Origin of the sequence: Pirellulimonas nuda (assembly GCF_007750855.1) — a bacterium.
Lineage (GTDB): Bacteria > Planctomycetota > Planctomycetia > Pirellulales > Lacipirellulaceae > Pirellulimonas > Pirellulimonas nuda.
Map to the genome: position 1 here is coordinate 4,051,548 of NZ_CP036291.1, position 24,356 is coordinate 4,075,903.

Here is a 24,356-nt window from a genome sequence, read left to right on the forward strand (position 1 = left end):
CTACTCCGCCACGACTTCCAGCGGCGGCAGCATCGGGACCACGGCCGCCGGGATCGCTTGGTCGAGGACCGCCGACGGGGCGTGGCACTGCGTGCAGTTGGTGCGCCACGGGTGGGTCGACTCCATGCCGGCCCAGCCGTTCGGCCCGCCGTGGCAGGCGGTGCAGTTCTGCCGCATCCACTGGGAATGCGGGATGGTCGGCGGCGCGCCGGGGAAGGCCCGTTTGCCCGCCTTGGGTGCGGGGAGCCCGACGAACGAGGACTGCACGCCGGTGTCGGCGCCCTTGAACGGCTCCGGGGGGGGCGGGGCGTGGCACTGCGTGCAGTTCGCGAGGAACGGGTGCGACATCACGCTCGCCTTGAGCCCCGCCAACCGCATCCCCTGCGAGTGGCACGCGTAGCAGGCCGCATCGGTGGTGTTCTGCACGGCGTGCGGGATGACCGGCGGCGCGCCGTTGTAGGCCCGCCGCGACGCCCGGATCTTGCCCGACTCGGCCTTCTCCGCTTCGCTCGGATGGACCTCGGCGAAGAGGTCGTACGCGGGCTGCGGCAACATCTTGGCAGAGGCCTGGAAGCCGGCGGTCGGCCCCATGGCGGCGCCGGGGATCTGCCCGTAGGTAACCGCCGGGACAACCTTGTTCTCGGCCGAGACCGATGCGTGGTGCTCGCCCCCCGGAAGCCACGACGCCTCGAGCGCCCCTGCCCCGGACAGCCCCGCCGGCTTCGGCACGCCGTCGCTGAGTCCAACAAAGTACCCCACGACCGCGATGCCGATCACGCACGCCAGCAGGATCGGCGTCAAGCGTTTGATCATGTTCGCGCCCCGGACTGCTTCATGACGCGCACGGCGCACTTCTTGTAGTCGGGCTGCTTCGAGAACGGGTCGTGCGCTTCGAGCGTGCAGTTGTTGATCAGCTTGGTTTCATCGAAGAAGGGGACGAACACGGTCCCGCGCGGCGGGCGGCCGCGGCCGTCGATCCACACCGGCAGCTCCGCCGTTCCGCGTCGCGACTCGATCACCACCGTCTCTCCCTGGCGGATGTTGGCGGCGCGGGCGTCTTCTGGGTTCATCTCCACGTAGGCGGTGGGCATCGCGCGGCTTAGCGGCGCCACCCGGCGGGTCATCGTGCCGGAGTGCCAGTGCTCTAGCACACGCCCGGTGCAGAGCCAGAACGGGTACTCCCCGTCGGGCATCTCCGGCGGCGGCTGGTACTCGTGGAACCAGATCTGCGCCCGGCCGTCCTTGGACGAGGAGTGGTAGAAGTCGAACTCTTCCCCTTCGGCGACAAACGGGTCGTCGAACCCCGAGAAGCGGTAGCGGGTCTCGCGCCACGACCCGTCGGGCTGCTCGACCACGGGCCAACGCAGGCCGCGGGCTTTGACGTACTCGTCGTACGGCGCAAGGTTCTTGTGCTTCATGGTGGTGAAGCCGCGGTACTCCTCGAACAGGTGTTTATCGACGTTCGTGTCGTAGTAGTGCTCGTACTCCCAGACCGGCAGTTCATCGCCGGCGTCGTCGCGTACGGCGAAGATAAACTCGCCGTCTTTGTCCTTCATCCCCTCGTGGCCGAGCTCCAGCAGCTTGTGGGCGATGGCGATCGTCATCCAGCAGTCGTCGCGCGCCTGGCCGGGGGGATCGACCATCTTGAACCACTGCTGGGTGCGGCGTTCGCTGTTGCCGAACATGCCGTTCTTCTCTACCCACATCGCGGCGGGCAGGATCAGGTCCGCCAGCCGCGTCGTCGCGGTCGGGTAGACATCGGAGACGATGAGGAACTTGTCTTCCAGGCCCTGCTTGTCGTTGAACAACGCGTTCAGGTTGGGGAGCGTCTGCCCCGGATTGGTGACCTGAACGAACATCGTGTCGATGTCGCCCCCTTCGGCGGTCGGCTTGGTGAACTGCTCGAACATCTTCACCGTGTGGTAGCCCGGCGTGGCGTTGATGCTGCCCGGGCGGAGGTTCCACAGCTCCTCGCACTGCTGGCGGTGCTCGGCGTTTTCGACCAACCTCCCGCCGGGCAGCGCGTGGGCGAGCGTGCCGACCTCGCGCACCGTGCCGCAGGCCGAGGGCTGGCCGGTGAGGCTGGTGGGTGCGTCGCCCGGTCGCCCGAAGTGGCCGCTGAGCAGGTGCACCCCGTGCACCAGCGAGTTGATCGCGGTGCCCATCGTGTGCTGGTTCATCCCCATGCACCACAGCGACGTGATGCGGATCTCGCGGTCGGCGAACAGGTCGGCCAGCATGCGGATCTTGGCGGCGGGCACGCCCGACAGCGCCTCGACATGCTCGGGGGTGTACTTGGCGATCCGCTTGCGGAAATCGGCCTCGCTGATCGCCTCGCCGTGGAGCGTCGGGGCGTCGGCCTCGGCGCCGCGGAAGTTGCAGTGCTTCTCCACAAAGGCCTTGTCGTAGTTCTCGTTGGCGACCAACAGGTGCATGACGCCCAACGAGATCGCGACGTCGCCGTGGGGCTTCATCTCCAGGTACTCGTCCGCGGCGTCGGTGGTGCGGGTCCGACGCGTGCCGATATCGATCAGCATCACCTTCTCGCCGCGCGACCGGCGGTCGGTGACCCGCGAGAACAGCACCGGGTGCATCTCCGCCGGGTTGTTGCCCCAGGTGATCACCACGTCGCACTCGTCGAGGTCCTGGTAGCAGCCGGCCGGCTCGTCCACTCCGTAGGTGGCCAGGAAGCCGGTCACCGCCGACGCCATGCACAGCCGGGCGTTCGGGTCGATCTGGTTGTTCCCCAGCCCCCCCTTCATCAGCTTCTGCGCGGCGTAGCCCTCGGGGATGGTCCACTGCCCCGAGCCGTAGAAGGCGAACCGCTCGGGCGCCTTCATGATCCGCTCGGCGATGATGGTGATCGCCTCGTCCCAGGAGACCTCCGTCAGCCGCCCCTCTTTGCGCAGCAGCGGCTGGGTCAGGCGGTCTTCGCCGTAGAGGATGCCCCCGACGTGGTAGCCCTTGACGCACAGCAGGCCCTTGTTGACGTCGGCCGCCTTGTCGCCGGCGATCGCCACCACGCGGCCCGACTCAACGCCCACCTGCACGTGGCAACCGGTGCCGCAGAAGCGGCACGGCGCCTTGTTCCAGCGGACGTCGTCGCCGTCTGGCAGGTGGTCCTCGGCGGCCAGCACCGGCAGCGACAGGCTCGTGCCGCTGGCGACCAGGGATCCCGCCGCGGCCATCGCGGACGACTTCAAGAAGGTACGGCGCTGTGCGTCCATAGCGGATCTGCTTACGGCTGAGCTGGTTTCGATGAGGGGGTCGGTTCGTCGTCGAACCCGACGAAGGCGATCTGCAGGTCGGCTACGCCGGGCAGGCCTCGCACCCAGGCGTTGATCTCAATATCCTGTTCCCGCGACTCGGAGTCTATCACGATCGCGAGCCGATTAGAACTTTTCTGCCCGACGTCGATTGACGGGTGATTGGCGAGGCGTGTTATCGTATCATCCATCTGGTCTTGGCCGCCGCCGAAGACCACCACTAGTCCACTGATCGGCACGCGTGCGTCGCTCACAAGTAGGGGTGGCGTGTATCCTGCACTTAGTTGTATACTATTCGGGCCGCCAGCCAAACCCCATCTCCGAGCAGCAAAGCATGACGCGCCGTGCGACCCCTCTCCTCGCCCGAGCGGCCCGCGCGATCGCGTTGATGGTTGTCGCGGCCGCGGCGCTGCCCGGGTGCCGCCCTTCCGATGGCGAGGCGCGCCACGCCCACCCGGCTCCGCCGGCGCCCGCCTCGGTCGCGGCCTACCAGGTCAACATCCGCCGGCCCTCGGGGCCGCCGCTGATCGAGCTCGCCGGCGCCGACCCGCAGGGACGCGCCGCCAGCGTCGCCTGCTCGACGTGCCACAGCGTCCGCAAGCCGAACCTCGAGAACAAGACCGCCGCGTCGCTGGACGAGTTCCACCAGGGGCTCACGGTCAACCACGGCGCCTTGGCCTGCTACGCGTGCCACTCCCCCGACAACGCAGACACGCTGCGGCTAGCCGACGGCACCACGGTCGAGTACGTCGACGTGATGACGCTGTGCTCGCAGTGCCACAGCAAGCAAGCCGAGTCGTTCGCCCACGGCGCCCACGGCGGCATGAATGGGTTCTGGGACCTGTCGCGGGGCCCGCAGACCAAGAACAACTGCATCGACTGCCACGACCCCCACGCCCCCAAGTACCCGAAGATGGTCGTCGACTTCAAGCCGCACGACCGTTTCTTGGACGCCAGCGAGGAGCCGCATGACCGACACTAACCACCCGTCCAGGCCGGACCTGCCGACGCTGCCGATCATCGAGAACTTCTCTCGCCGGGCGGCGATCAAGGGGGGCTTTGCGACGCTGGGGGCGGCCGCCTTTGTAGCGGCGATCTCGCCGCTGCGCCACGCGGCGCAGAACACGTCCGCCGGCGAGTTCATGCAGAACCACTACACCGAGCTCACGCCAGAGCAGAAGGCCGACGTCATCGCCCGCCTGGAGGAAGAAGCCAAAGAGAAGTACGGCGCCGAGGTGACCATCGGCGACGACCGGCCGATCCCGGGCACCAAGTTCGTCTACGCCATCAACCTGAGCGTCTGCAACGGCAACGGCAAGTGCGTTGAGGCGTGCCACAAAGAAAACAACCACGATCGCGCCACCAACCAGTCGTACATCCGCGTCATCGAGATGCCCAAGGGGACGATGGACATGGAGCAGGGGTCGACGACCTACACGGGCGCGGTCCCTAAGGACGACAAGTTCTACTTGCCCGTGCAGTGCCAGCAGTGCGACGAGCCCCCGTGCGTCGACGTCTGCCCGGTCAAGGCGACCTGGAAGGAAGACGACGGCATCGTGGTGGTGGACTACAACTGGTGCATCGGCTGCCGGTACTGCGAGGCGGCCTGCCCCTACCACGCCAGGCGGTTCAATTGGAAGCAGCCCGAGGTGCCCGCCGAAGAGGTCAACCCCGACCAGAGCTACCTGAGCAACCGCATCCGTCCGGTGGGGGTCGTCGAGAAGTGCACCTACTGCCTGCACCGCACCCGCCGCGGCAAGCTGCCGGCCTGCCTCGAGGCCTGCCCCACGGGGGCGCGTGTCTTTGGCAACATCCTCGACCCGGAGTCGAACATCCGCTGGCTGCTCGAGAACAAACGCGTCTATATCCTCAAGGAAGAGCTCGGCACCAAGCCGGCGTTCTTCTACTACTTCGACTAATCGCTCCCGCAACCGCCGATCCGCAGGGGACCGGCGCCCGGCCGAACCGGCGCGAACCAGCATGACCACCTCCACCGCACCGGCCGACAAGCCTTCGTACATCGCGAGCTACCCGAGGTTCCTCGCCCGCTCGCTGTGGCAGGCGACCGAGGGCTCGCTCGGTTTCTACGCCTGGATGACGCTGCTGACCGCGTTGTTCTTGGTCGGCGCGAACGCCTGGGCCAACCAGGTGGCCGGCGGCATGATCGGCACCCACATGACCGATCAGGTGAGCTGGGGGCTCTACATCGCCAACTTCACCTTCATGGTCGGCCTGGCGGCGGGCGGGGTGATGATGGTGATCCCGGCCTACCTCTACCACGACCGCAAGATGCACGACGTGGTCATCATCGGCGAGCTGCTGGCGATCGCCGCGATCGTCATGTGCCTGATGTTCGTCGTCGCCGACCTCGGACGCCCCGACCGGTTCTGGCACATGATGCCGGGCCTCGGGAAGTTCAACTTCCCCATCTCGATGCTCACCTGGGACGTCATCGTCCTGAACGGCTACCTGCTGCTCAACCTGCACATCTGCGGCTACCTGCTCTACATGCGGTTCCTGGGCCGCGAGCCCAACCCCGTTTGGTACGTGCCGTTTGTGATGCTCTCGATCGTCTGGGCCATCTCCATCCACACCGTAACGGCCTTCTTGTACTGCGGCCTAGGCGGGAGGCCGTTCTGGAACACGGCGCTGCTCGCCCCGCGTTTCCTGGCGTCGGCCTTCGTCTCCGGGCCGGCGTTCATCATCGTCACCATGGTGCTGATGAAGAAACTCACACGAGTCCAGGGGCTCGATCAGCCCATCGCCACGCTCACCAAGATCGTGCGCGTGACGATCCTCATCAACCTGCTGATGGTGGCGTCGGAACTGTTCACCGAGTTCTACACCGGCGGCGCGCACGTCAGCGCGGCCAAGTACCTGTTCTTCGGCCTGCACGGCAAGACCGGCCTGGTGCCCTGGACCTGGACCGCCATCGGGTTGAACGTCACCGCGGCCTGCCTGTTCCTGTGGCCCGGCCTGCTGGCGCCGCGGCTGCGTTGGCTGCTGGTGTCCGCCTGTGTGATGGCGTTCGTGGGGACCTGGATCGAAAAGGGGATGGGGCTGATCATCCCCGGCTTTATCCCCAGCACGCTGCACCAGATCGTGGAGTACGCCCCCAGCTTGCTGGAGTGGAAGGTCACCGTCGGGATCTGGGCGTTCGGTCTGATGGTCTTCACGATCGCGATCAAGACGGCGCTGCCGACGCTCAGGCAGGCCGACCAAGACTGAAGCAGGACGCCCTTCACGACCCTCCGCGCCGCTCAGCCGTCACGCGCACTAGGCGTCTGACCGACGGCCGCACGCTCCTGCGCGGCAGGCTGCCGCCTCCTGGCCGGCCCGCCATTGGGAGGCTGATTCGCTCCGCGGCGCCCACTGTCCCCAACAATGGTTCGGCAACGAGCACATTCTGCTAGAGTGCAACTTGATCGGACGCCGCCCAGCAAGAACGACCCGCTACGATGCAACGAGCCCCATGACCGACCACGCCGCCCCGCCTGCCATCGCCGACATCAACCCGGAGCAGTTGCCGGTGGCGGAGCACGAGCTTCACGGCTGGACTCACTTTGCGGGGCTGTACGCGGGCGAGCACGTGGCGGCGACCGAGTTTGTCATCGGCGCCACCTTTGTCGCGATGGGCGCCTCGACCAAAGACATCCTTGTGGGGCTGCTGATCGGCAACATCCTCGCGATTCTAAGCTGGACGCTGATCACGACGCCGATCGCCGTTCAGACGCGGCTGAGTCTCTATACGTATCTGCACAAGATCGCCGGAGACTCGATGAGCGATCTTTACAACTGGGCCAACGTGCTGATCTTCACCGTGATCTCAGCGGCCATGATCACCGTTTCTTGCACGGCCGTTCGCCTGCTGCTGGGGATCCCTGCGCAGCTAGAGTGGTACCCTACCGACGGTCTGTTCGTGCTGGTCGTGCTGGCGGTGGGGATGATCGTCGTGCTGGTGGCCATGTATGGCTTCAACGCCGTCGCCGCGTTTTCAGGCCTGTGCGGTCCGTGGCTTGTGGTGATGTTTATCAGCGGCGCGTTTGTCCTTTTTCCGGCGCTCGCCAACGCGGTGCTCGGCAGAACGCAGCTAACGGGCTTCGACGACTTCATCGCGATCGGCGACCACTCCATCTGGACCGGCGTGAACAGCGAGGGCAAGCCCGGCATCGGCTTGCTGGAGGTGATTGGGTTCGCCTGGGCGGCCAACACGATCACCCACTTCGGACTGATCGACATGGCGCTGCTGCGTTACGCCAAACGGACCGTGTACGGGCTGTGCACCAGCGCGGGCATGCTGTTCGGTCACTACATCGCCTGGATCGCCGCGGGAATCATGGGCGCCGGCACGGCGGTGCTGATGAAGTCCGCCATCGTCGAGCTCGACCCGGGCGACGTCGCGTACCGGGCGTTGGGCCTGTCGGGCTACGTGATCGTCATTATCGCCGGATGGACAACCGCCAACGCAAATCTGTACCGGGCCGGATTGGCGGCGCAAGCGATCTTCCACAAGCATTCGCGGATGCGCGTCACGCTCGCCGTCGGCGTGGTGACGGTTGTGATCGCGTGCTTCCCGTTCGTGTACAAGCAGATCTTGCCGCTGCTGACCTAAGCGGGCCTGTTGGTGGTTCCGGTGGGCGGGATTGTCTTCGCAGAGCACTTCCTATTCCCGCGCATCGGGCTTACCCGATACTGGGCGAAGTACCGCGGCCTAAAGCACAGCACCCCGGCGGTGGCCTCCTGGGCGGCGGGGCTGGCGTTCGGGTTCGGGCTGAACTACCTGCAGGTCATGTCGTTCTTTTACCTCTTCCTGCCGACCTGGGCGTTCACGATTGTCCTCTACACGATCCTGGCGAGCCGCTACGGTGCGAGAGAACGCTACCCGGCCGAGGAGGGGGCCGAGCGTGCACGCAGCGAAGCGATCAAGGACTACCAAAGGCAACAAGCCCTCGCCCAAAGCCCGCCGGTCCACGACCGCTCGGCCCTGACCTACATCTTGCGGGGCACGAAGTGGCTCGCCCTGGCGGCCACCTTGATACTGGCGCTGGTAGTTATGTTCCGCAGCCCCGACATGCCCGCCTACCAGCGGAACGCAGACGTGTTCTACCCATGGGGCTTTGCCCTCACGATCATCTACTTCGCCTCCGCCTATTGGGTGTTGCAGCGCACGACACGACTAAACAAGGCAAAAGCATGAAGACGCTGATAGCGTTGAACCAGCAGAACCTCTCGCGGCTTCCCAGCGACATCGCCCGACCGACCTACGACCGCGGCCGGTTGACCACGGGGATCGTGCACGTTGGCGTGGGGGGGTTCCATCGCTCTCACGAAGCGTACTATACCGACCTGCTGCTAGAGTCCGGAGACGCCCCGCGATGGGGGATCTGCGGCGTTGGCCTGCGTGATTCCGACCGCAGGATGGCCACGATCCTGAAGCAGCAAGACTACCTCTACACATTGATCGTCAAACGCCCGGACGGCGCCGTCGAGACCAGGGTGATCGGATCCATCGTTGATTTCCTGATGGGGTGCGACGATCCAGCGGCGGTCATCGACCGCATGGCCCATCCAGAGACGAAGATCGTTTCACTGACGATCACCGAAGGGGGCTACGGCGCCGACGCCGCGACGGGTGAGTTCGACGCGACCCACCCAGACGCCCGGCACGACATCGACCATCCGCTTCAGCCCCGACAGGTGTTTGGGTACTTGACCGCCGCGTTGCGGAAGCGCCGCGAGCAGGGGCTGCCGGCGTTCACGGTTCAATCTTGTGACAACATCCAGCACAACGGCGATCTAACACGGAAGATGCTGCTGGGCTTTGCGCGTCTGCAAGATGCAGAGTTGGCCGAGTGGATCGAGAGAGAAGCATGCTTTCCCAACGCGATGGTCGATCGCATCACGCCGGTCACGGTCCAGTCCGACATCGACTATCTGCGGTCGGAGCACAACATCGATGACCAGTGGCCGGTGGTCTGCGAGCCCTTTTGCCAGTGGATCATCGAGGACCGCTTCTCGGCGGGCCGTCCCGATTGGCAGAACGTGGGAGTCCATTTTGTTCCCGATGTCACGCCGTACGAGAAGATGAAGCTGCGGCTGCTCAATGCGGGCCATTCGGTGCTGGGGATTCTTGGCAGCGTGTTCGGCTACCAGACCATCGACGAGTGTGTGGGCGACGACCTCTTTCGAGAGTACCTCCAGCGGTTCTACGACCTAGAGGCAACCCCCGTTCTGGACGCCGTGGAAGGGGTCGACCTAGACGACTACAAGGCGACGCTGCTCGGGCGGTTTGGCAATCCGAACATACGGGACAACCTTGCCAGGATTTGCCTAGAGAGTTCGAGCAAGTTGCCCGTCTTCTTGATCCCCACCATCCGAGAAAACCTCGCCAGGGGCGGCAGCGTCCGCTACGCGGCGCTCGTGATCGCGGCGTGGTGCTACTACAGCGACAAGCACGCCGATCGCCACGGCCAGCCTCTGGTAGTGACGGACGCGTTGAAGGACTGTTTGCACGATGCAGCGAAGGCGACCCGCGAAGACCGCTTGTCGTTCTTGAGAATCAAACTCGTGTTCGGCGACCTCGCCAACGACGAGCGGTTCGCGAAGACCTACACTGACATGATCGACCGCGTGTATCGTACGGCCGATGTCACCGAGCACATGCAGGCCCTGATGCGTGATGAAGACTGACCGGACAGATACTGGGTTGGGGCGGCGACACACGAGCCACCTAGCCGCCCGCTACACCAGCCGGCCCCCGGTTCGCTAGAGGCGCCCCCCCTACTTGGCCATCGTGACGAGCACGATCGAGTCGGCTGTGGCCGTCAGCGCGTGCGGCTCGCTGGGGGGGAGGTGCAGCAGGTTGCCCGGCGCCATTGTGTGGGTTTGCCCCATCGCCGTGAACTCGACCCGGCCCGTGACGCACTGCACCACGATCTCCTTGGGCGCCTTGTGCTCGGCGATCGTTTTACCCGCCGGGAGCGCCAACCGCATGACCTTGAACGCATCGTTCTGCAGCAGCAGCTTCGGCTTGGGTTCGGGCTGGGCGCCCGTGTCGAACAAGTCGATCAGCCGTCCAGCGTCGTTGATATCCGTCATCTCGATTTCCTTCTTGCACTAGGCGATTGCGATCATCCCTGCGGCGGTCGCCACCGTGGCGGCCACCAGGGCCCATCCGATCCGTTTGATCTGTTGTGCGGGGGGAGGCCAGAACACCAGCCAAGCACTTACCCCCAGCATCGGCGCCGAGACGACCGCCGGCGTTCGACCGGCAAGCGTCAGCCCCGCCGCCAGGCCCGCCAGCGCGACGATCCAAGCCCCGCGGGCGGCCCTCGACCGCGTCTTCTTCTGCGCCAGCACGCTCCCCATCGCTACGGTGGTCGCGGCGAAGCCGATCAACCACGCGGCCCACGTGGCGATGCTCTGCGAGATCGACCAGTCCCCCGACAGCAGGATCGGCACGCAGGGCGCGGACAAGCCGGCGACGCACCACAACCGGGCCCCCTGCGTGCGGTGGCCGCCGGCCGCCGCCAGCGCCAGGCCGCTCGCCGCCAGCAGCAGGCACCCCAACATCGCCACGCGCGTTGCGGGGGACCCCTGCAGCAGGGCCACCGACCCGCAAGCAGACGCCGCGGTCAGCAGGAGCAAGAGCCGCCGCCGGGCCGCGGGCGCGGCTTGTTGCGCCCGCTGGCCGCGACGCCCCCAAGCCACCAGCAGCGGCTCGTGAGCCAAGAAGCCGGCCGCCGACGCCAGCGCGACGCAGGCGCCCTCGATCGAGAGGCCCGCCATCCAGATCGACGTGAGCAGCGGGATCCCTAGGATCGCGTAGGCGCCATGCTCCCTTGGCTCCAGCTTCGCCCGGGGAATGGGGGGCACGCTCAGCAGCGAATGTGAAACCGAGGTCGCGCTCATACGACTCCCCCCGGCGCCGCCCTGCCGATCGGCGAAGACTCCATCGCGGCGACCACGCGTCGCGCCGCTTCTTGTCCGCTCGCGATGCAGCCGGGCGCCCCCACCCCGTTCAGCGCGCTGCCGGCCAATGCGAGCGTGGGGCGCGCAAGCAACCGCTGGTTGATCTGGGCGACGCGGTCCAGGTGTCCCAGGTGGTACTGGGGCATGGCGTGGTTTTGGCGGGTGACGTGGCTGAGGATCGGGCCCCCCCGGATCCGCAGTAGCGCGGCCAGCTCTTGGCAGGCAAGCTCCACCAGCCCGCTGTCGGGCGAGTCGAGCAGGCCGGGCTGCAGCGCGCCGCCAATGAACACCCGCATCAGAACGGCGCCCTCGGGCGCGCGTCCCGCGTATTTCTCGCTCGAGAAGCTGCACGAGAGGATTCGGCGGCCTTCGATGCGGGGCGCCACAAACCCGAACGCGTTGATCGGCCGGCGGATCTGGTCGCGCCCGAAGGCGAGTGACACCACCGCGCAGCTGGCGTACTCGATCTGCGAGAGCAGCCGCGTGATCGTGGGATCAACCCGCCGCACGATCGCGGCCGCCTGCGGCGCCGGGCACGCTACCACCACCGCGTCTGCGTCGAGCCGGCCCCCGTCGCCGTACGACAGCCGCCAGCCGTCGCCGTCGTGATCGAGCGCATGAACAGGCGCGTTGTGGCAGACCGCGTCCGCCGGGAGGCTGGCGCCCAGCGCGTCGATCAGTCGCGACATCCCGCCCCGCAGCGTCATGAACTGGCTGTAGCGGGCGCCCCCGTGCTCCTCGCGTGCCTGCCCCCGCTGCCGACGCTCGGCCATCATCGCTCGGATGAGGCTTCCGTGCTTGCGCTCCATCTCCAAGAACCTAGGCATCGTCGCCGCGACGCTCAACCGCGCGGGGTCCGCCGTGTAGATGCCCCCCACCAGCGGCTGAACGAGCCGTTCGAACATCTCCCTCCCAAACCGACGCGTCACGAACGACTCCAGCGATTCGTCGTCGCCGCCCCGTTTGCGCGGCGCCAGCAGCTCGCAGGCGCTGCGCAGCTTGCCCAGCGGGCTCAGCACCCTCGTCGAGAGCAGCGGCCAGACCCGCGAAGGAGCCATCACCACGAACCCCGGCGGGATCGGCTCGAGCCTGCCGCGGCTCACCACCATCGCGCCGTGGCCGTTCGGGTTGGTGCGGATCAGTTCGTCGGTCAGGCCGAGGTCGTGGCACAGATCGACCGCGTGCGGCGGGTTGGTGATGAAGTTGTCCGCTGCCCCCTCGATGAGGAACCCGCTCTCGCGGTGCGTGCGGATCACGCCCCCGAGACGCGGGCCCGACTCCAGCAGACGGACGTCGAGCCCCGGTGCGAGCCGACGGAGCCGGTGCGCGGCGGCTAGCCCTGAGACGCCTCCACCGATCACGGCGACGCGTCGCTGCCCGGTGAAACGATCCATCACGCCGTGCCCTGGTACGCGGGGGGAATATAAACGCAGTCGGGCTCTTCGGCCATCATGTCGCCGGTCGCGCCAAACGCCCGGGCGCGCGACCCGCCGCACACGTTGCGGAACTCGCACACGCCGCACTTGCCCCGCAACTGCCGAGGGTCGCGCAGCGTCTTGAACGTCGGCGAACGCTGATAGACCTCGACGAGGCTGTCCGCAGGGAAGCGGCCGCAGCGCACCGGCAGGAATCCGGTGGGAAAGACCTCGCCGGTGTGGCTGACAAACATCACCCCTTTACCGTCGTTCACGCCGGCCGGGATGAACCCACGCGGCGCGGTAGGCGCCCCCCGATTCGAGGCGTTCTGGATCACGTACCGGCGGTAGTGGGGCGCTTCGGTAGTCTTCACCATGTACGATCGCCGCCGCGACTCTTGCAGCAGCAGCCCGAACGCCTCCTCACACTCCTGGGCGTCGAGCCGCTGCATCCCCGCGGCGCGCCCGACCGGGATGAGGAAAAAGACCGACCACAGGGCGATCCCCAGCGTGTCGCACAGCCCGGCTATCGCCCCGATCTGGCCGACGTTGGCGGGCGTCAGCGTGGTGTTGACTTGCGACTGGACCCCCTCTTGCCGGGCGATGCGCAGCGCCTCCAGGCTGCGGTCGAAGCTGCCGGCCACGCCGCGGTTGGCGTCGTGGGTCGCCGCGTCGGCGCCGTCGATGCTGATGGCCATCCGCGAGATCCCGGCACGCCGCAGGCGGCTGATGGAGTCGCGGTTGATCAGTGGCGTGGCGCTGGGCGTGATCGATACCTCGATGCCCGACTCCACGGCGTGCTCGATCAGTTGGAAGATGTCCCGCCGCTTCAGGGGGTCGCCCCCGGTCAGCACCAGCATCGGCGGCGAAGGGAACCTCGTCAGCTCGTCGATCAACCGCTTCGATTGCTGGGTGGAGAGCTCGCGCGGGTCGGGGCGGCTCTGGGCGCACGCGCGGCAATGCAAGCAGACCAGGTCGCACGCCCGGGTCAGCTCGTAGAACACGAGCATGGGGCTGTGATCGAACGACGCACGCGACCTCAGGTGCGTAGGGCGGGTGGCGTCTCGGGGTCCGGCGTGCATCGCGGCGGCTCTGATTCGGTGGCTAAGCTCCTGATCACCTTATCGTATCTGCACCCCAATGTATAGAATACAAACCGCCGTTCGTGCCGCGTCAAACGGTCACGCCCGAAGTGGCCGCTACTTGCTGGGCCGGCGGAGCGCCTCGAGCGCCGCTGGAAGATCGGGGTCCGCCAGCCCCCACTCGCCGCGTCCTTCCTTCTCGATGCGGAAGTTGGCGACCCGCAGGATCGTGGGGACGTCGGCGTCCCACACCTTTGCGCGCCCGTCCGCGGCGGGCGCGGCGTAGGGACGCACCAAGCGGAAACCGATGTCCTGCGCCTCGTCGTTGGCGTACCACCACGGGCTGGTCGGGGTGTTGGGGTCGTAGAGCTTCAGCTCCTCGTCGTCCGCCGCCCGGCGGGCCGCGCTGCGGCTGCGCTCGGCGTCCAGCAGCGCCGAACCGCCGCGCAGCGTCCTGGGGGAGAGCTTGGTGGGCCACTGCACCGCTTGGTCGGAGGGGGTTGGGCCCGGGGGCAGCGCGGCGTAGCCCTCTGGGGTGTAGGCGTCTAACACCCACTCGCAGGCGTTGCCGTGCATGTCGTACAGGCCCCACGCGTTGGGCCGCTTCTGCCCCACGGGGTGCGTCGCCTCGTCGGAGTTGCCGGCGTGCCAGGCGTGCTGGTTGAGCTGCTCGGCCCCGTCGCCGAACGCGTACGCCGCGCCCGAGCCGGCCCGGCAGGCGTGCTCCCACTCGGCCTCGGTCGGCAGCCGGTAGAACCGCTCGTTCACCAGGCTGATCCACTTGGAGTACTGCTTGGCCGAGAACTGCGTCATCGACACCGCGGGGAGCTGAGGGTCCTCGCCCGCGGCGAACGTGAAGCTCGGCTCGTACAGCTTCGAGGGCGCCGTGATCGCGTCGACACGGTTCTCGTCGGTCACGGGACGGGTCCCCGCGTCGTTGAACTTCTCGAACGCCGCGCACAGGTTCATGAACGGGCGGTACTCGGCCCAGGAGACCTCACGCGCCGCGATCCAGAACGGCGGGAGGGTCACCCGCCGCTGCGGGCCCTCGTCGTCGGCGCGGCCCGGCTCGGAGTCGGGGCTGCCAAGCAGCAGCTCTCCCCCCGGCACGGGGATCATCTCGAACCGCACGTCGGCGCCAGGCACCTGTTCCCAGTACGGGACCAGGAACACCCCGTCGTGCTCGACGAAGGGTCCTTCGGACGGCCGTTCCGCCGCGACGCCCGGCGGCAGCTCCGCCTCGGCCGAGTACGCCGGCGCCGCGGCCAGCAACCCGGCCGCCAGTAGCATTACGCGCGCTAGCATGCTCATGCGAACTTGGTGACCCCCGGGATCGCGACCGGCGGCGACTCGATGTCGGTCCAGGCGTACTGGGCGGGGCCGAGCTTCTGTTCGCTGGCCGCCACCTGGTCCCACGTGAGCGTCTTGCCCGTGTAGGCCGCCATCCGGCCCATGATCGAGATCTGCGTGCTGTTGATCATGTAGTCGCCGTTGTGGATCGGGTCGCCGTCGCGGATGCTGCGGAACAGTTCCTCGTGCTCGACGCGGTACATGCTGGGCTTGGGGCCGTCGTACTTCCAGGCGCTGGGGCCGTCGATGCGGCCCGCCAGCACCTCGGCCGTGCCCTTGGTGCCAAGCACCCGTTCCTCGACCCGCGTGGTGCAGCCGTCCTGCTGGCGGCAGGTGAAGTAGACGTGCTGCCCCTGGGGGTAGGTGAAGAAGACCGAGAAGTGGTCGAACACGTGGCCGTACTTCGGGTCGGTGCGTTGCTGGCGTCCGCCGAGCGCCATCGCCTCAACGGGGCTGGCGTCGCCCAGCAGCCAAGCGGTCTTGTCGAGGCTGTGGATCGCCTGCTCGCAGATGATGTCGCCGCTGAGCCACGTGTAGTACAGCCAGTTGCGCACCTGCTCTTCCATCTGGCTCCACGGGGGCGCCCCCGGCTTCGGGGTGCGGCGCCACAGCGTGCCGGCGTTGTAGCTCGACTCGATCGCCACGATGTCGCCGATGGCGCCGTCTTGGAGCCGCTTGACCGTCTCGCGGACCCCCGGGTCGTACCGCCAGCAGAGGCCCGAAACAACCGCCAGCTTCTTCTTCCTCGCCTCGTCGCAAGCGGCCGCTACGCGGCGTAGGCTGGGGATGTCGGTCGCCACCGGCTTCTCGACGAAGCAGTGCTTGCCCTGCGCCACGGCGTACTCGAACTGCTCTGCGCGGAAGTGGGGCGGCGTGCACAGCAGCACGACGTCGACGCCGCTGTCGATCACCTGCTTGTACGCGTCAAAGCCGCTGAACACCCGGTCGCCCGAGACCTTGATCCGATCGGCGACCGACTCCTCGAACCCCAATGCCTCGAGCATGTCCTGCGCCCGGTCGACGAACGTGTCGCCCACGGCCACCAGCTCGGAGTTCTTGTCTGCGACCAACGCGTCGACCGCGGCGCCGGTCCCGCGCCCGCCGCAGCCCACCAGCCCGATGCGGAGCGTCTCGTCGACCCCCGTGTGGACGCCGGCGGTCGCGCCGACGGCGCGTGGCGCAGCCCAGGCCGCGGTTGCGAGGGCGGACGACGCGACCGCGGCGCCCTTGAGGAACACGCGACGGTCGGGCGAGCTTGTATGAGATGTATCAGTCATGTTCAACCTGCTTGAGTGTTTTTTTCGTAGCCGTTGGGTGATGGGTGTTGGCCTAGCCGACGACGATCCCTAGGCCAGGGCCAGCACCTTGTTCATCCGCTGAGCGATGTCCGCCAGCCGCTCGCGTCCACCTCCCTCAACCTCTGCGGTACACCAGCCCGTGAAGCCGATCTCCGCCAGCGCCTGCCGCACCGCCGGCCAGTTGACGTCGCCGTCGCCGATCTTGCAGAAGCCGCTTGAGGCGCCCCAGTCCTTCACGTCGAGCTTGACGATGCGCGGACCGAGCGTGCGGACCCACTCTTCGCTGGGGGCGAACTTCCGGACGTTGCCGATGTCGAAGTAGGCGCCCACCCAGGGGCTGTCGATCTCGTCGAGGTAGTCGCGCGCCTCGTCCGGGTTCTCGCAGAAGCCGTTCCAGACGTTCTCGATCAGCACCCGCACCCCCAGCCGGCTGGCCAGCGGCAGCGTGAGGCGGATCTGCTCGATCGAGCGACGCCACACGTCGTCGTGCGTTTCGTCCGCGCCGCCCACGTTGCCCGGCACCAGCAGCACCGACGAGCCGCCGTACGCGTGGCAGTCGCGCAGCGACTGTTCGAAGAACTCCCGTCCCTGGTCGCGCACCTTGGGGTCGGGCGACGAGAGGCGGACGTCCCAATGCTTCATGTCCACCAGCCCGTGCACCGGCATGCCGGTCGCTTCGCTGGCGGCGCGTACTTCGGCGGCGCTCGGCCCCTCCGGGCTGACCAGTTCCATGCCGTCGTAGCCCAGTTCTTTGCACAGGCGGAAGCGATCGAGCGTCGTTGTTTCGGCGGGGCCCTCGATCGCGATCATCCCCCACTTCACCGACTTGAAGATGCGCCCCTTGTTGCTGTCGGCGGCCGGCGCCGTCGGGGCCGCCGCCACGCGCCGCGGCACCACCGTCCAGCCGGCGCCCAGCAGCGAGGCCGCCGACAGACGCTGGACGAACCCCCGCCGCGACACGGCGGGGCCGGTCGGTTCTGTTGGCGGATGGACGGGCGTGCTCGTTCCGATCGGGCTGGGCATGTTCAGTTCTCGGCTGGTCTGCGAAAAGCGGCGCGCCTCCGCCAAGAAGCGCACATTCATATTACCACAACCGCTGCCCGGGAACCGGGCTGGACGGGTCGCAAGCAGCCAGGAAGGCGCCGCTCTTCGACGTGCCCCTTTCGACCACACCGGCCGGGTGCGGCCGGCCGCGGAACGGCCGATCGGTATCGACACCGCAAGGCGCCGGTGTATGCTGACGGCTTCGCCTGGGAGCGCCGCGCTTCCCGGCCAACCTCCTCGACGCCCACGCGCCGGTTCAATGGGCTTACGGCGCCCCTGCATTGGAGAGTTCGAAACTGCGGCGGCAGATCGCCTGGGAGGCGGCCCGCTTGATGTACGACCGGCAAGAGTCCGAGTACTTCCGAGCCAAGCAGAAGGCGGCCCGGCGCTACTGCCGCGGCTGGACCAGCCCGGCCGACCTGCCCAGCAACGCCGAGATCCGCGACCAGATCCAGTTGTTCGCCCGCCTGCACGAGGGGGATCAACGGACCGTCAATCTGCAGACGATGCGTCTGGCCGTGCTGCAGATGATGCGATTGATGGCGCGGTTCCGCCCGCGGCTGATCGGCAGCGTGCTGACGGGCCACGTCCGGCAGGGGTCGGACATCGACCTGCACCTCTTCTCCAACAGCATGCAGGCGGTGACCGGTGTGCTCGACCAGCAGGGCCTGGTCTACGACGTCGAGCGGAAGCAGGTCCGCAAGAACGGCCAAGAGCAGGTCTTCCGGCACGTGCACGTCGCCGCGGAGCACCCGCTGGAGCTGACGGTCTACGGCGCGGCTGAGGCGAACTTCGTCTTCAAGAGCTCGATCACCGGCAAGGCGATCGAGCGCGTCAGCATCGCCGAGCTGGAGCAGCTATTGCAACTAGAGTACCCGAACCTCGACCTCGAGCACGCGCTCGCTGAGGCCCAGGGGCGGGTCGATCGCTTTCAGCTCTTCGAGGTGTTGTTGCTCCCTTTGGAGAACGTGATGCAGGCGCGCCAGCACCACCCCGAAGGAGACGCCCTGTACCACAGCCTGCAGGTCTTCGACCTGGCTTGCGACGTGCTTCCGTACGACGAGGAGTTCCTCACCGCGGCGTTGCTGCACGACGTGGGCAAGGGGATCGATCGCTCCGACCACGTGGCGGCCGGCCTCGAGGCGCTCGAAGGGGTCATCTCAGACCGCACCCATTGGCTGATCGAGAACCACATGCTCGCGCACTGCATCGCGGATGGATCGATCGGCAAACGCAGGTTGCGGCGTCTGAAAGAGTCGGAGAGCTTTGACGAACTCGTGCTGCTGGGCGAGTGCGACCGGGCCGGCCGGCAGCCGGGCGTTGAGGCGCCAGAGCTGGAGGAAGCGATCGCGTACCTCCGCGACCTCAGCGCCATGTGCGGCTGAGCGGCACGTTTGCGGAAAGGCCGCCCGTGCGAACACGCGTTGACGTTTTTTCGCTCGAAGGCGCCCGCAATGCGTTTTCGCGACCGGCGGCGTCGATGCCGGTAGCCTACAATCGGGGGTTGACGTCGCCGCTAGCCCCCCAAAGCCCGACCCCACCCAGACATGCCCCAGTCCAGCCCCACGCTCCCCCGGCCGCTCACAGGGATCGTCCCCCCACTGCTGACGCCGCTAGCCGATCGCGACCAGATCGACGCCGCCGGCCTTCAGCGGCTCATCGAGCACGTGCTGGCCGGCGGCGTCAGCGGCCTGTTCCTGCTGGGCACCACGGGGGAAGCCGTGTCGCTCTCCCCGGCGGCGCGGCGCGAGTTGGTACGCCTGGCGATCGGCTACGTCGATGGCCGCGTCCCCGTGCTGGTCGGGGTGACGGACAACTCCGTCGCAGAGACGATCGCGATGGCGCAGCACGCGGCGCAGGCGGGCGCCGCGGCCGTGGTGGCGACCACCCCCTTCTTCATCCCGCTGGAGCAGCACGAGCTGGCGTCGTACATCCGCGCGGTCGTCGCAGAGTGCCCGCTGCCGCTCTTCCTGTACAACATGCCGCGGCTCACCAAGACCTGGTTCGAGACCGACACAGTCGCGGAGCTGATGGAGATTGAATCGATCGTTGGGCTGAAGGACAGCTCGGGCGACCTGCGGTACCTGGCCACGGTGTGCAAGCTCGCCCGTCGCCGGGCCGATTGGTCGGTGCTGGTGGGCCCGGAGGACCTGCTTGTCGAGGCGGTCGGGCTGGGGGCGCACGGCTGCGTCGGCGGCGGCGGCAACGTCTGGCCCCGGCTGCTGGTAGACCTCTACCGAGCCGCGGCCGCCGGAGACGAACCGCTCACGCGCGCGTTGCAGGCCCGCCACGCCGCGCTGTGCGAAGTTTTTTCGAGCGGCGGCTACGCCGCCGGCGCGATCCGCGGCATCAAGTGCGCCGCCGAGCTGGTGGGGCTATGCTCGGGCCGGATGGCAGAGCCGCTGGCGCCCTGCACCGCTGCGCAGCGAGAGCAGGTTGAGCGGGTGCTGAACGACGCGGGGCTGCTCTCGCCCCGGCCCATAGCCGCCGCCGACTAAGTCGACCTGTCCTCGTCCCCCCTGGCGGCGGGCCGCCGGCAGCGAAACGGCGTTCAGGCCCCGCAATCGATCCGGTAGAAGTCGGCCGCGTTCCGATAGAACAGCCCGTCGCGTTCGGGCTGCGACAGCGCCGCGGCCCATTCCGATACGACCTCGACCCAGCGGTGGTAGGGGCTCGCCAACAGGCTCACCGGCCAGTCGGAGCCAAACATCAACCGCCCCGGCCCGAAGGCCTCCAGCGCAGCGTCGAGGTAGGGCCTGAGCTGCTCGGGCGACCATTGCTCCCAGTCGGCCTCGGTGACCATCCCCGAGACCTTGCAGCAGACGTTCGGCCGCTCGGCGAGGTGATTCAGCCCCGTGCGCCACACCTCGATCTCTCCCTCGGCGATCGCCGGCTTGCCGAGGTGATCGAGCACGAACCTCCCTTCGGGGTGACGGTCGACCAGGCGGATCGCCGCCGGCAGATGCCGGGCGAAGATCAGGATGTCGTAGCTGTAGCCGGCCGCCAGCGCCTGGCGGACGCCCCGGTTGAAGTCTTCCCGATCGAGGAAGCCGTCGTCCGGCTCGTCTTGCACGACGTGGCGCAGCCCCTTGAGCACGGCATGGTCCGCCCAGCGCTCCAGGCGCCGCGCAAGCGAGGGGTCGGCCAGGGGCGCCCAACCGACCACGCCCCGGATCATCCCCGGCTGCTCCGCCAGGCTGATGAGCCAGTCCGTCTCTTCTACCGTCTGGCGGGCCTGGACCGCGACCGACGCCTCAACGCCGGCGGCCGCCGCGGCGGCCTCTAGGTCGCTCAGCGCGAAGTCGCGTGCGATCGACTCCATCCCCTTGCCGATCCATCCGTACTCGCGGGGGCTGTACTGCCACAGGTGGTGGTGCGAATCGAGGATCATGACGATTCCAGGATCATGTTGGCGTATTGGGTGGTGTCGCCGGTGCGGATCAGGCCGATCGCGTAAGGGACGCGGCGCTTGAACTCGACGTGCGGCTCGTGGTGGACCGCTACGCCCGACAGGGCGTCCGCGAACGCCGCGGTGGTGGGCGCGTCGTTGTTCTCGAGGAACTCTTGCGCCATCCACGCGTGCCCAACCTGAAAGTTTGCGCGGATAGCGCTGAGCACCTGCAGCACGGTCGGCACGTCGTCTACCAAGCTGATATCAACCGTCTCGATCATCGGCCAGCAGGGGAAGCCGCGATCGGAGATCACCAGCGTGTTGGTATGGCGCACACGCCGCAGCAGCGACGCGATCGCGGGGTTGAGTATTCCGGTCTTAATCATGGCGGCGGCTCGCTGGTTTATCGGCCGACAGGCGCATCGGCGGCGAGGTAGGGATAGTCACTGGAGATCAGGCCGAGTTGCTTCGCCTCGCGCCAGAAGGCGTCGTCGAGCGGGGTGGTGGCGAAGTGCAGGTTCTGAGCGACACGGTCGGGATCGGTGGTGTTGAGCGCTACCGCCTCGACCCCCAACGGCGAGAGCCCGAACTGGATGCAGGCGTGCGCCGGCGCCACCGCGTGGGCCTCGCACAGCCGCTTGAACGCGTCGCGCCACTCGAAAAGCTGCGCTTCTGCGTCGCGCTGCACCCGCCGGTAGTCGAAGTACTGCCCGCCGACCAAGAACCCCGCGTTGAAGACGCCCGAGTTGATCACCCGCACGCCTGAATCCGACAGGCCGCGGATAAAGTCGAGCGCCTCGGGGGCGTGCGTGTAGGCGGTCACGCAGTTGGCCAGCATCACCCAGTCGACGTCGACCCGGGCGGTGATCTGCTGCACCACACGCCAGTCCTTTGAGCCGATACCGAGCGTCGTCCCGGGCTCCGATCGGCGCAGGTCGCTCAGCGCGGCGTAGGCGTCCAGCACGTCTGTCCAGCGCCGGTCGCGGTCCGCTGCGTCGGAGGCAGCCGCCAGATACTCGTCCGGGTCGTGCACCGACATCATGCGCGGCCGGTAGGGCTCGCCGAGCAGCTCGACCCCCTGACGCCAGCACTCGAGGATCCCCTCGCCGCTGATCCGCTGTTGGGCGTCAAACTCCAGGTCGACCCAGGCGCCCGGCTCGAAGGTTGGTTCGGGCCCACGGAGCGGCACGCGGTACCAGCCCAGCTTGTTTCCGACAGCCACCCGCTCCGGCGGCACGCCCAGCCGCCGCAGGCACACGCCCAGTTGCTCGAGCGCCAGCCCGGCGCCGTACTTCCCTGCCGTATCGATGACCACCGGACCCGACTCGTTGTCGCCTCCGCCCCCCTGGTCGAACCAGGCGCGGACTAGATCGAGCTTGCGCTCGTCCGGGAGCGCCTCGTACAGGTTCCCCAATGCGCTCGACCCGAAGACCACGCGGGGGAACTGGTCCATCGTTGGCCGGCGGCCATCGTCGCGCGATCTGTCAGGCATGACTTCGTGTGCCGCAATGCGAACAGGGGCGTGAAAAGCGTTCGTCGAGTAGCGGAGTACGACGAGCCGGGCGGGCGCCGCCCGCGGCGGGTCGATCCCGACGGTGCACAACTTACCTTTTCGTGCCGCCCCCCGTCCATGGAGTGGATCGATGGGCGATTCGCCTGCGGGTATCGCCTAGCGTTCCGCCGCCTGCCGGTTCGCAACGGGCCGCATCCCACGGGCCGTATAAGCGTTGCAGAGCTCGCCCTGCCAGTTGCCGTGACGCAGCGTCACCAGGCCGCTTTCCGGACCGTCATGAGCTGTTCGTGCGGCTCGTCGGTGTCGCCCACTTCTTCTTTGAGGGCGAGCAGACGCTGCTTGAGGTCGGCGGCCACATCGGCGTAGCGGGGGTCGTCGATCACGTTGTTGTCTTCGGTGGGGTCCCCCCGCAGGTCGTAGAGCTCCCAGTAGGCCGGGGTCGGCGTCGGCAGCGCCCCGCGTGCGTCAAGCGGCAGGCCGTAGAAGAAGACCAGCTTGTAGTCGTCGGTGCGGATGCCGTAATGGGCCGGCACGTCGTGGTGCGTCATGTGCATCCAGTAGCGGTAGTACGCCTGGTCGCGCCAATCCTCGATGGCCTCGCCCGAAAGCATCGGGGCGAAGCTGCGGCCGTCGAGCTGTGCGCCGGCGGCATCGTCACCAGCAAGATCGTCGCCGGCAGGGTCGGCGCCGGCGAGATCGAGGATAGTGGGCAAGTAGTCCACGTTGGAGATCAGCTCGTGGCGCACCGCGCCGCCGGACGGGACCCCGGCGCCCCAGACGATCAGCGGCATGCGCATCGATTCTTCGTAGATCCACCGCTTGTCGATGTAGTCGTGCTCGCCCAGCATGAACCCCTGGTCCGCCGTGTAGATGACGATCGTGTTGTCGAGCTGCCCCAGATCCTTTAACGCCCGCAGTAACCGCGCGATGTTGTCGTCGACCCCGCGGACGCAGCGCAGGTACTTCTTCAGGTAGCGCTGGTACGACTCGGCCGTGTACGCCTGGTCGTCTAGCGACTGGGGCGTGTCCATGTGCTGCCCCATGTTCCTCCGGGTGTTCCGGCGAGAAACGCTGGTGCCGTACGGCGGCCTGCCCACAGGCCCGTGGCCGCCGCGGTGGGTAAGGTTTGCCGGCTCGGGGATCTCGACGTCGTCGTACAGCCAGTCGTAGCGCTCGGCGTTCTCAAAGTTGTCGTGGGGCGCCTTGAAGTGGTGCATCAGGAAGAAGGGGCGGTCGGACTTCCGCTTGCGCAACCAAGCGATCGACTCGTCCGTGATCGCGTCGGAAGAGTGGATCGAGTCGTACGAGGCGTCCGACGGCCGGCGGGTGTTGTGGGGCCATGCCTTGGGGCCGCGCACGAAGAACGTGGGGTTGAAGTACTTGCCCTGACCGTCCAGCACACAGTAATGGTCGAACGCCGCGGGCTCCGCCCCCAGGTGCCATTTGCCGATCATCGCGGTCTCGTAGCCCGCCTCACGCATCCGCAGCGCCAGCGTCTGCCGCTCGGCGGGCAGCTCGCCGACCAGCGTACGCAGGCCGTTCTTGTGAGAGTACTGCCCCGTCATCAGCGTGGCGCGGCTGGGGACACAGATCGAGTTGCTGCAGAAGCAGCGGTCGAATCGGACCCCCTCGGAGGCCAGCCGGTCGAGCGTCGGCGTCGGATCAAGCGGGGCAAACCGCCCGCCGTAGGCGCCGATCGCGTGGGCCGCGTGGTCGTCCGACATGATGAATAAGATATTGACGGGCGGCTTGTCTGCGGCGGCGACGCTCCCGGCGAACAACACCAGCAGCGCACCCGTGGCGCTCAGCACACTCCGCCGAACCTTTCCCGCCAACAGAGGATGTCGGCAGACGGCAGAAGAGACGAGGCGCAGCACGCGGAAAAGAAATGAGGAATGAGTCATTTACTTGGCGCTTTTCGGACTAGAGGAGCGAAGGCTGCATTCAACTACGCCAGACCCGTTGGGTCAATCGAACAGACGCGGGCCCACCGCATTGGGCGCTGCGGTGGCAATGCTCGGCGCGG

22 protein-coding genes are annotated in these 24,356 nt (G+C 67.5%); 8 read left to right on the forward strand and 14 right to left on the reverse strand.

All coding sequences use genetic code 11. The features are described from left to right. The 3 genes from Pla175_RS15730 to Pla175_RS15740 are packed head-to-tail and all read right to left on the reverse strand — an operon-like array spanning nt 1 to nt 3,520. Nucleotides 1-813 carry a diheme cytochrome c precursor gene (locus Pla175_RS15730; protein ID WP_231953921.1) on the reverse strand — a complete coding sequence of 271 codons (813 nt, stop codon included), beginning with the start codon at nt 811-813 and terminating at the stop codon, nt 1-3. After that, nucleotides 810-3,227, reverse strand: a complete 2,418-nt coding sequence (locus Pla175_RS15735; RefSeq protein WP_145286997.1) for a molybdopterin-dependent oxidoreductase — start codon at nt 3,225-3,227, stop codon at nt 810-812. The genes Pla175_RS15730 and Pla175_RS15735 overlap by 4 nt, the downstream gene beginning before the upstream one ends. Nucleotides 3,228-3,238: 11 nt before the next feature. After that, nucleotides 3,239-3,520: a chaperone NapD gene (locus tag Pla175_RS15740; RefSeq protein WP_145287000.1), complete on the reverse strand. Its 282-nt coding sequence runs from the start codon at nt 3,518-3,520 to the stop codon at nt 3,239-3,241. 80 nt (nt 3,521-3,600) lie between these two features. Between Pla175_RS15740 and Pla175_RS15745 the strand changes: the two genes are divergently transcribed. From Pla175_RS15745 to Pla175_RS15765, 6 genes are all read left to right on the forward strand, one after another. Beyond that, nucleotides 3,601-4,248: a cytochrome c3 family protein gene (locus Pla175_RS15745; protein ID WP_231953922.1), complete on the forward strand. Its 648-nt coding sequence runs from the start codon at nt 3,601-3,603 to the stop codon at nt 4,246-4,248. After that, complete coding sequence (locus Pla175_RS15750) at nt 4,235-5,185, forward strand: 4Fe-4S dicluster domain-containing protein (protein ID WP_145287003.1); 951 nt, start codon at nt 4,235-4,237, stop codon at nt 5,183-5,185. Before Pla175_RS15745 ends, Pla175_RS15750 begins: the two co-directional genes overlap by 14 nt. Nucleotides 5,186-5,246: 61 nt before the next feature. Further along, nucleotides 5,247-6,494, forward strand: coding sequence for a sulfate reduction electron transfer complex DsrMKJOP subunit DsrP (gene dsrP / locus Pla175_RS15755; protein WP_145287006.1), 1,248 nt, complete (start codon nt 5,247-5,249; stop codon nt 6,492-6,494). A 244-nt stretch (nt 6,495-6,738) separates the two neighbouring features. After that, nucleotides 6,739-7,878, forward strand: coding sequence for a purine-cytosine permease family protein (locus tag Pla175_RS15760; RefSeq protein ID WP_231953923.1), 1,140 nt, complete (start codon nt 6,739-6,741; stop codon nt 7,876-7,878). Nucleotides 7,879-7,890: 12 nt separating this feature from the next. After that, on the forward strand, nt 7,891-8,463 hold the full coding sequence (locus Pla175_RS26600) for a hypothetical protein (RefSeq protein WP_231953924.1): 573 nt from the start codon (nt 7,891-7,893) through the stop codon (nt 8,461-8,463). Continuing rightward, nucleotides 8,460-9,956: a mannitol dehydrogenase family protein gene (locus Pla175_RS15765; protein WP_145287009.1), complete on the forward strand. Its 1,497-nt coding sequence runs from the start codon at nt 8,460-8,462 to the stop codon at nt 9,954-9,956. The genes Pla175_RS26600 and Pla175_RS15765 overlap by 4 nt, the downstream gene beginning before the upstream one ends. Nucleotides 9,957-10,046: 90 nt before the next feature. Here Pla175_RS15765 and Pla175_RS15770 read toward each other — a convergent pair whose 3' ends face one another. The 7 genes from Pla175_RS15770 to Pla175_RS15800 form a co-directional block, all read right to left on the reverse strand. Beyond that, complete coding sequence (locus tag Pla175_RS15770; protein WP_145287017.1) at nt 10,047-10,364, reverse strand: cupin domain-containing protein; 318 nt, start codon at nt 10,362-10,364, stop codon at nt 10,047-10,049. An 18-nt stretch (nt 10,365-10,382) separates the two neighbouring features. Then, nucleotides 10,383-11,177 (reverse strand): YwiC-like family protein, encoded by a 795-nt coding sequence (locus Pla175_RS15775; protein WP_145287022.1) that lies wholly within the window; start codon nt 11,175-11,177, stop codon nt 10,383-10,385. Continuing rightward, nucleotides 11,174-12,631, reverse strand: coding sequence for a protoporphyrinogen oxidase (gene hemG, locus Pla175_RS15780; RefSeq protein ID WP_145287025.1), 1,458 nt, complete (start codon nt 12,629-12,631; stop codon nt 11,174-11,176). The genes Pla175_RS15775 and hemG overlap by 4 nt, the downstream gene beginning before the upstream one ends. Next, entirely contained in the window at nt 12,631-13,734 is a 1,104-nt protein-coding gene (locus Pla175_RS15785) for a TIGR04053 family radical SAM/SPASM domain-containing protein (protein ID WP_145287028.1), read from the reverse strand. Before Pla175_RS15785 ends, hemG begins: the two co-directional genes overlap by 1 nt. Nucleotides 13,735-13,851: 117 nt before the next feature. Beyond that, nucleotides 13,852-15,045, reverse strand: a complete 1,194-nt coding sequence (locus Pla175_RS15790; protein WP_145287031.1) for a formylglycine-generating enzyme family protein — start codon at nt 15,043-15,045, stop codon at nt 13,852-13,854. Beyond that, on the reverse strand, nt 15,042-16,361 hold the full coding sequence (locus Pla175_RS15795; RefSeq protein WP_145287034.1) for a Gfo/Idh/MocA family protein: 1,320 nt from the start codon (nt 16,359-16,361) through the stop codon (nt 15,042-15,044). Before Pla175_RS15795 ends, Pla175_RS15790 begins: the two co-directional genes overlap by 4 nt. Nucleotides 16,362-16,430: 69 nt before the next feature. Then, complete coding sequence (locus tag Pla175_RS15800) at nt 16,431-17,405, reverse strand: sugar phosphate isomerase/epimerase family protein (RefSeq protein ID WP_145287039.1); 975 nt, start codon at nt 17,403-17,405, stop codon at nt 16,431-16,433. 302 nt (nt 17,406-17,707) lie between these two features. On the opposite strand from Pla175_RS15800, the gene Pla175_RS15805 reads away from it, so the two are divergent. Together Pla175_RS15805 and Pla175_RS15810 are read left to right on the forward strand one after the other, a co-directional pair. Continuing rightward, nucleotides 17,708-18,811, forward strand: a complete 1,104-nt coding sequence (locus tag Pla175_RS15805; RefSeq protein ID WP_145287043.1) for an HD domain-containing protein — start codon at nt 17,708-17,710, stop codon at nt 18,809-18,811. 162 nt (nt 18,812-18,973) lie between these two features. After that, a complete protein-coding gene (locus Pla175_RS15810) occupies nt 18,974-19,924 on the forward strand; it encodes a dihydrodipicolinate synthase family protein (protein ID WP_145287045.1) in 951 nt (316 codons plus the stop codon). A 53-nt stretch (nt 19,925-19,977) separates the two neighbouring features. Here the strand turns inward: Pla175_RS15810 and Pla175_RS15815 are convergent, their stop codons facing one another. The 4 genes from Pla175_RS15815 to Pla175_RS15830 form a co-directional block, all read right to left on the reverse strand. Then, a complete protein-coding gene (locus tag Pla175_RS15815) occupies nt 19,978-20,817 on the reverse strand; it encodes an amidohydrolase family protein (protein ID WP_145287048.1) in 840 nt (279 codons plus the stop codon). Further along, a complete protein-coding gene (locus Pla175_RS15820; RefSeq protein WP_145287051.1) occupies nt 20,814-21,203 on the reverse strand; it encodes an RbsD/FucU domain-containing protein in 390 nt (129 codons plus the stop codon). Before Pla175_RS15820 ends, Pla175_RS15815 begins: the two co-directional genes overlap by 4 nt. A gap of 17 nt (nt 21,204-21,220) precedes the next feature. After that, a complete protein-coding gene (locus Pla175_RS15825) occupies nt 21,221-22,270 on the reverse strand; it encodes an aldo/keto reductase (RefSeq protein ID WP_145287054.1) in 1,050 nt (349 codons plus the stop codon). 311 nt (nt 22,271-22,581) lie between these two features. Further along, on the reverse strand, nt 22,582-24,234 hold the full coding sequence (locus Pla175_RS15830; protein ID WP_197526890.1) for a sulfatase family protein: 1,653 nt from the start codon (nt 24,232-24,234) through the stop codon (nt 22,582-22,584). Between the last annotated feature and the right edge of the window lie 122 nt (nt 24,235-24,356).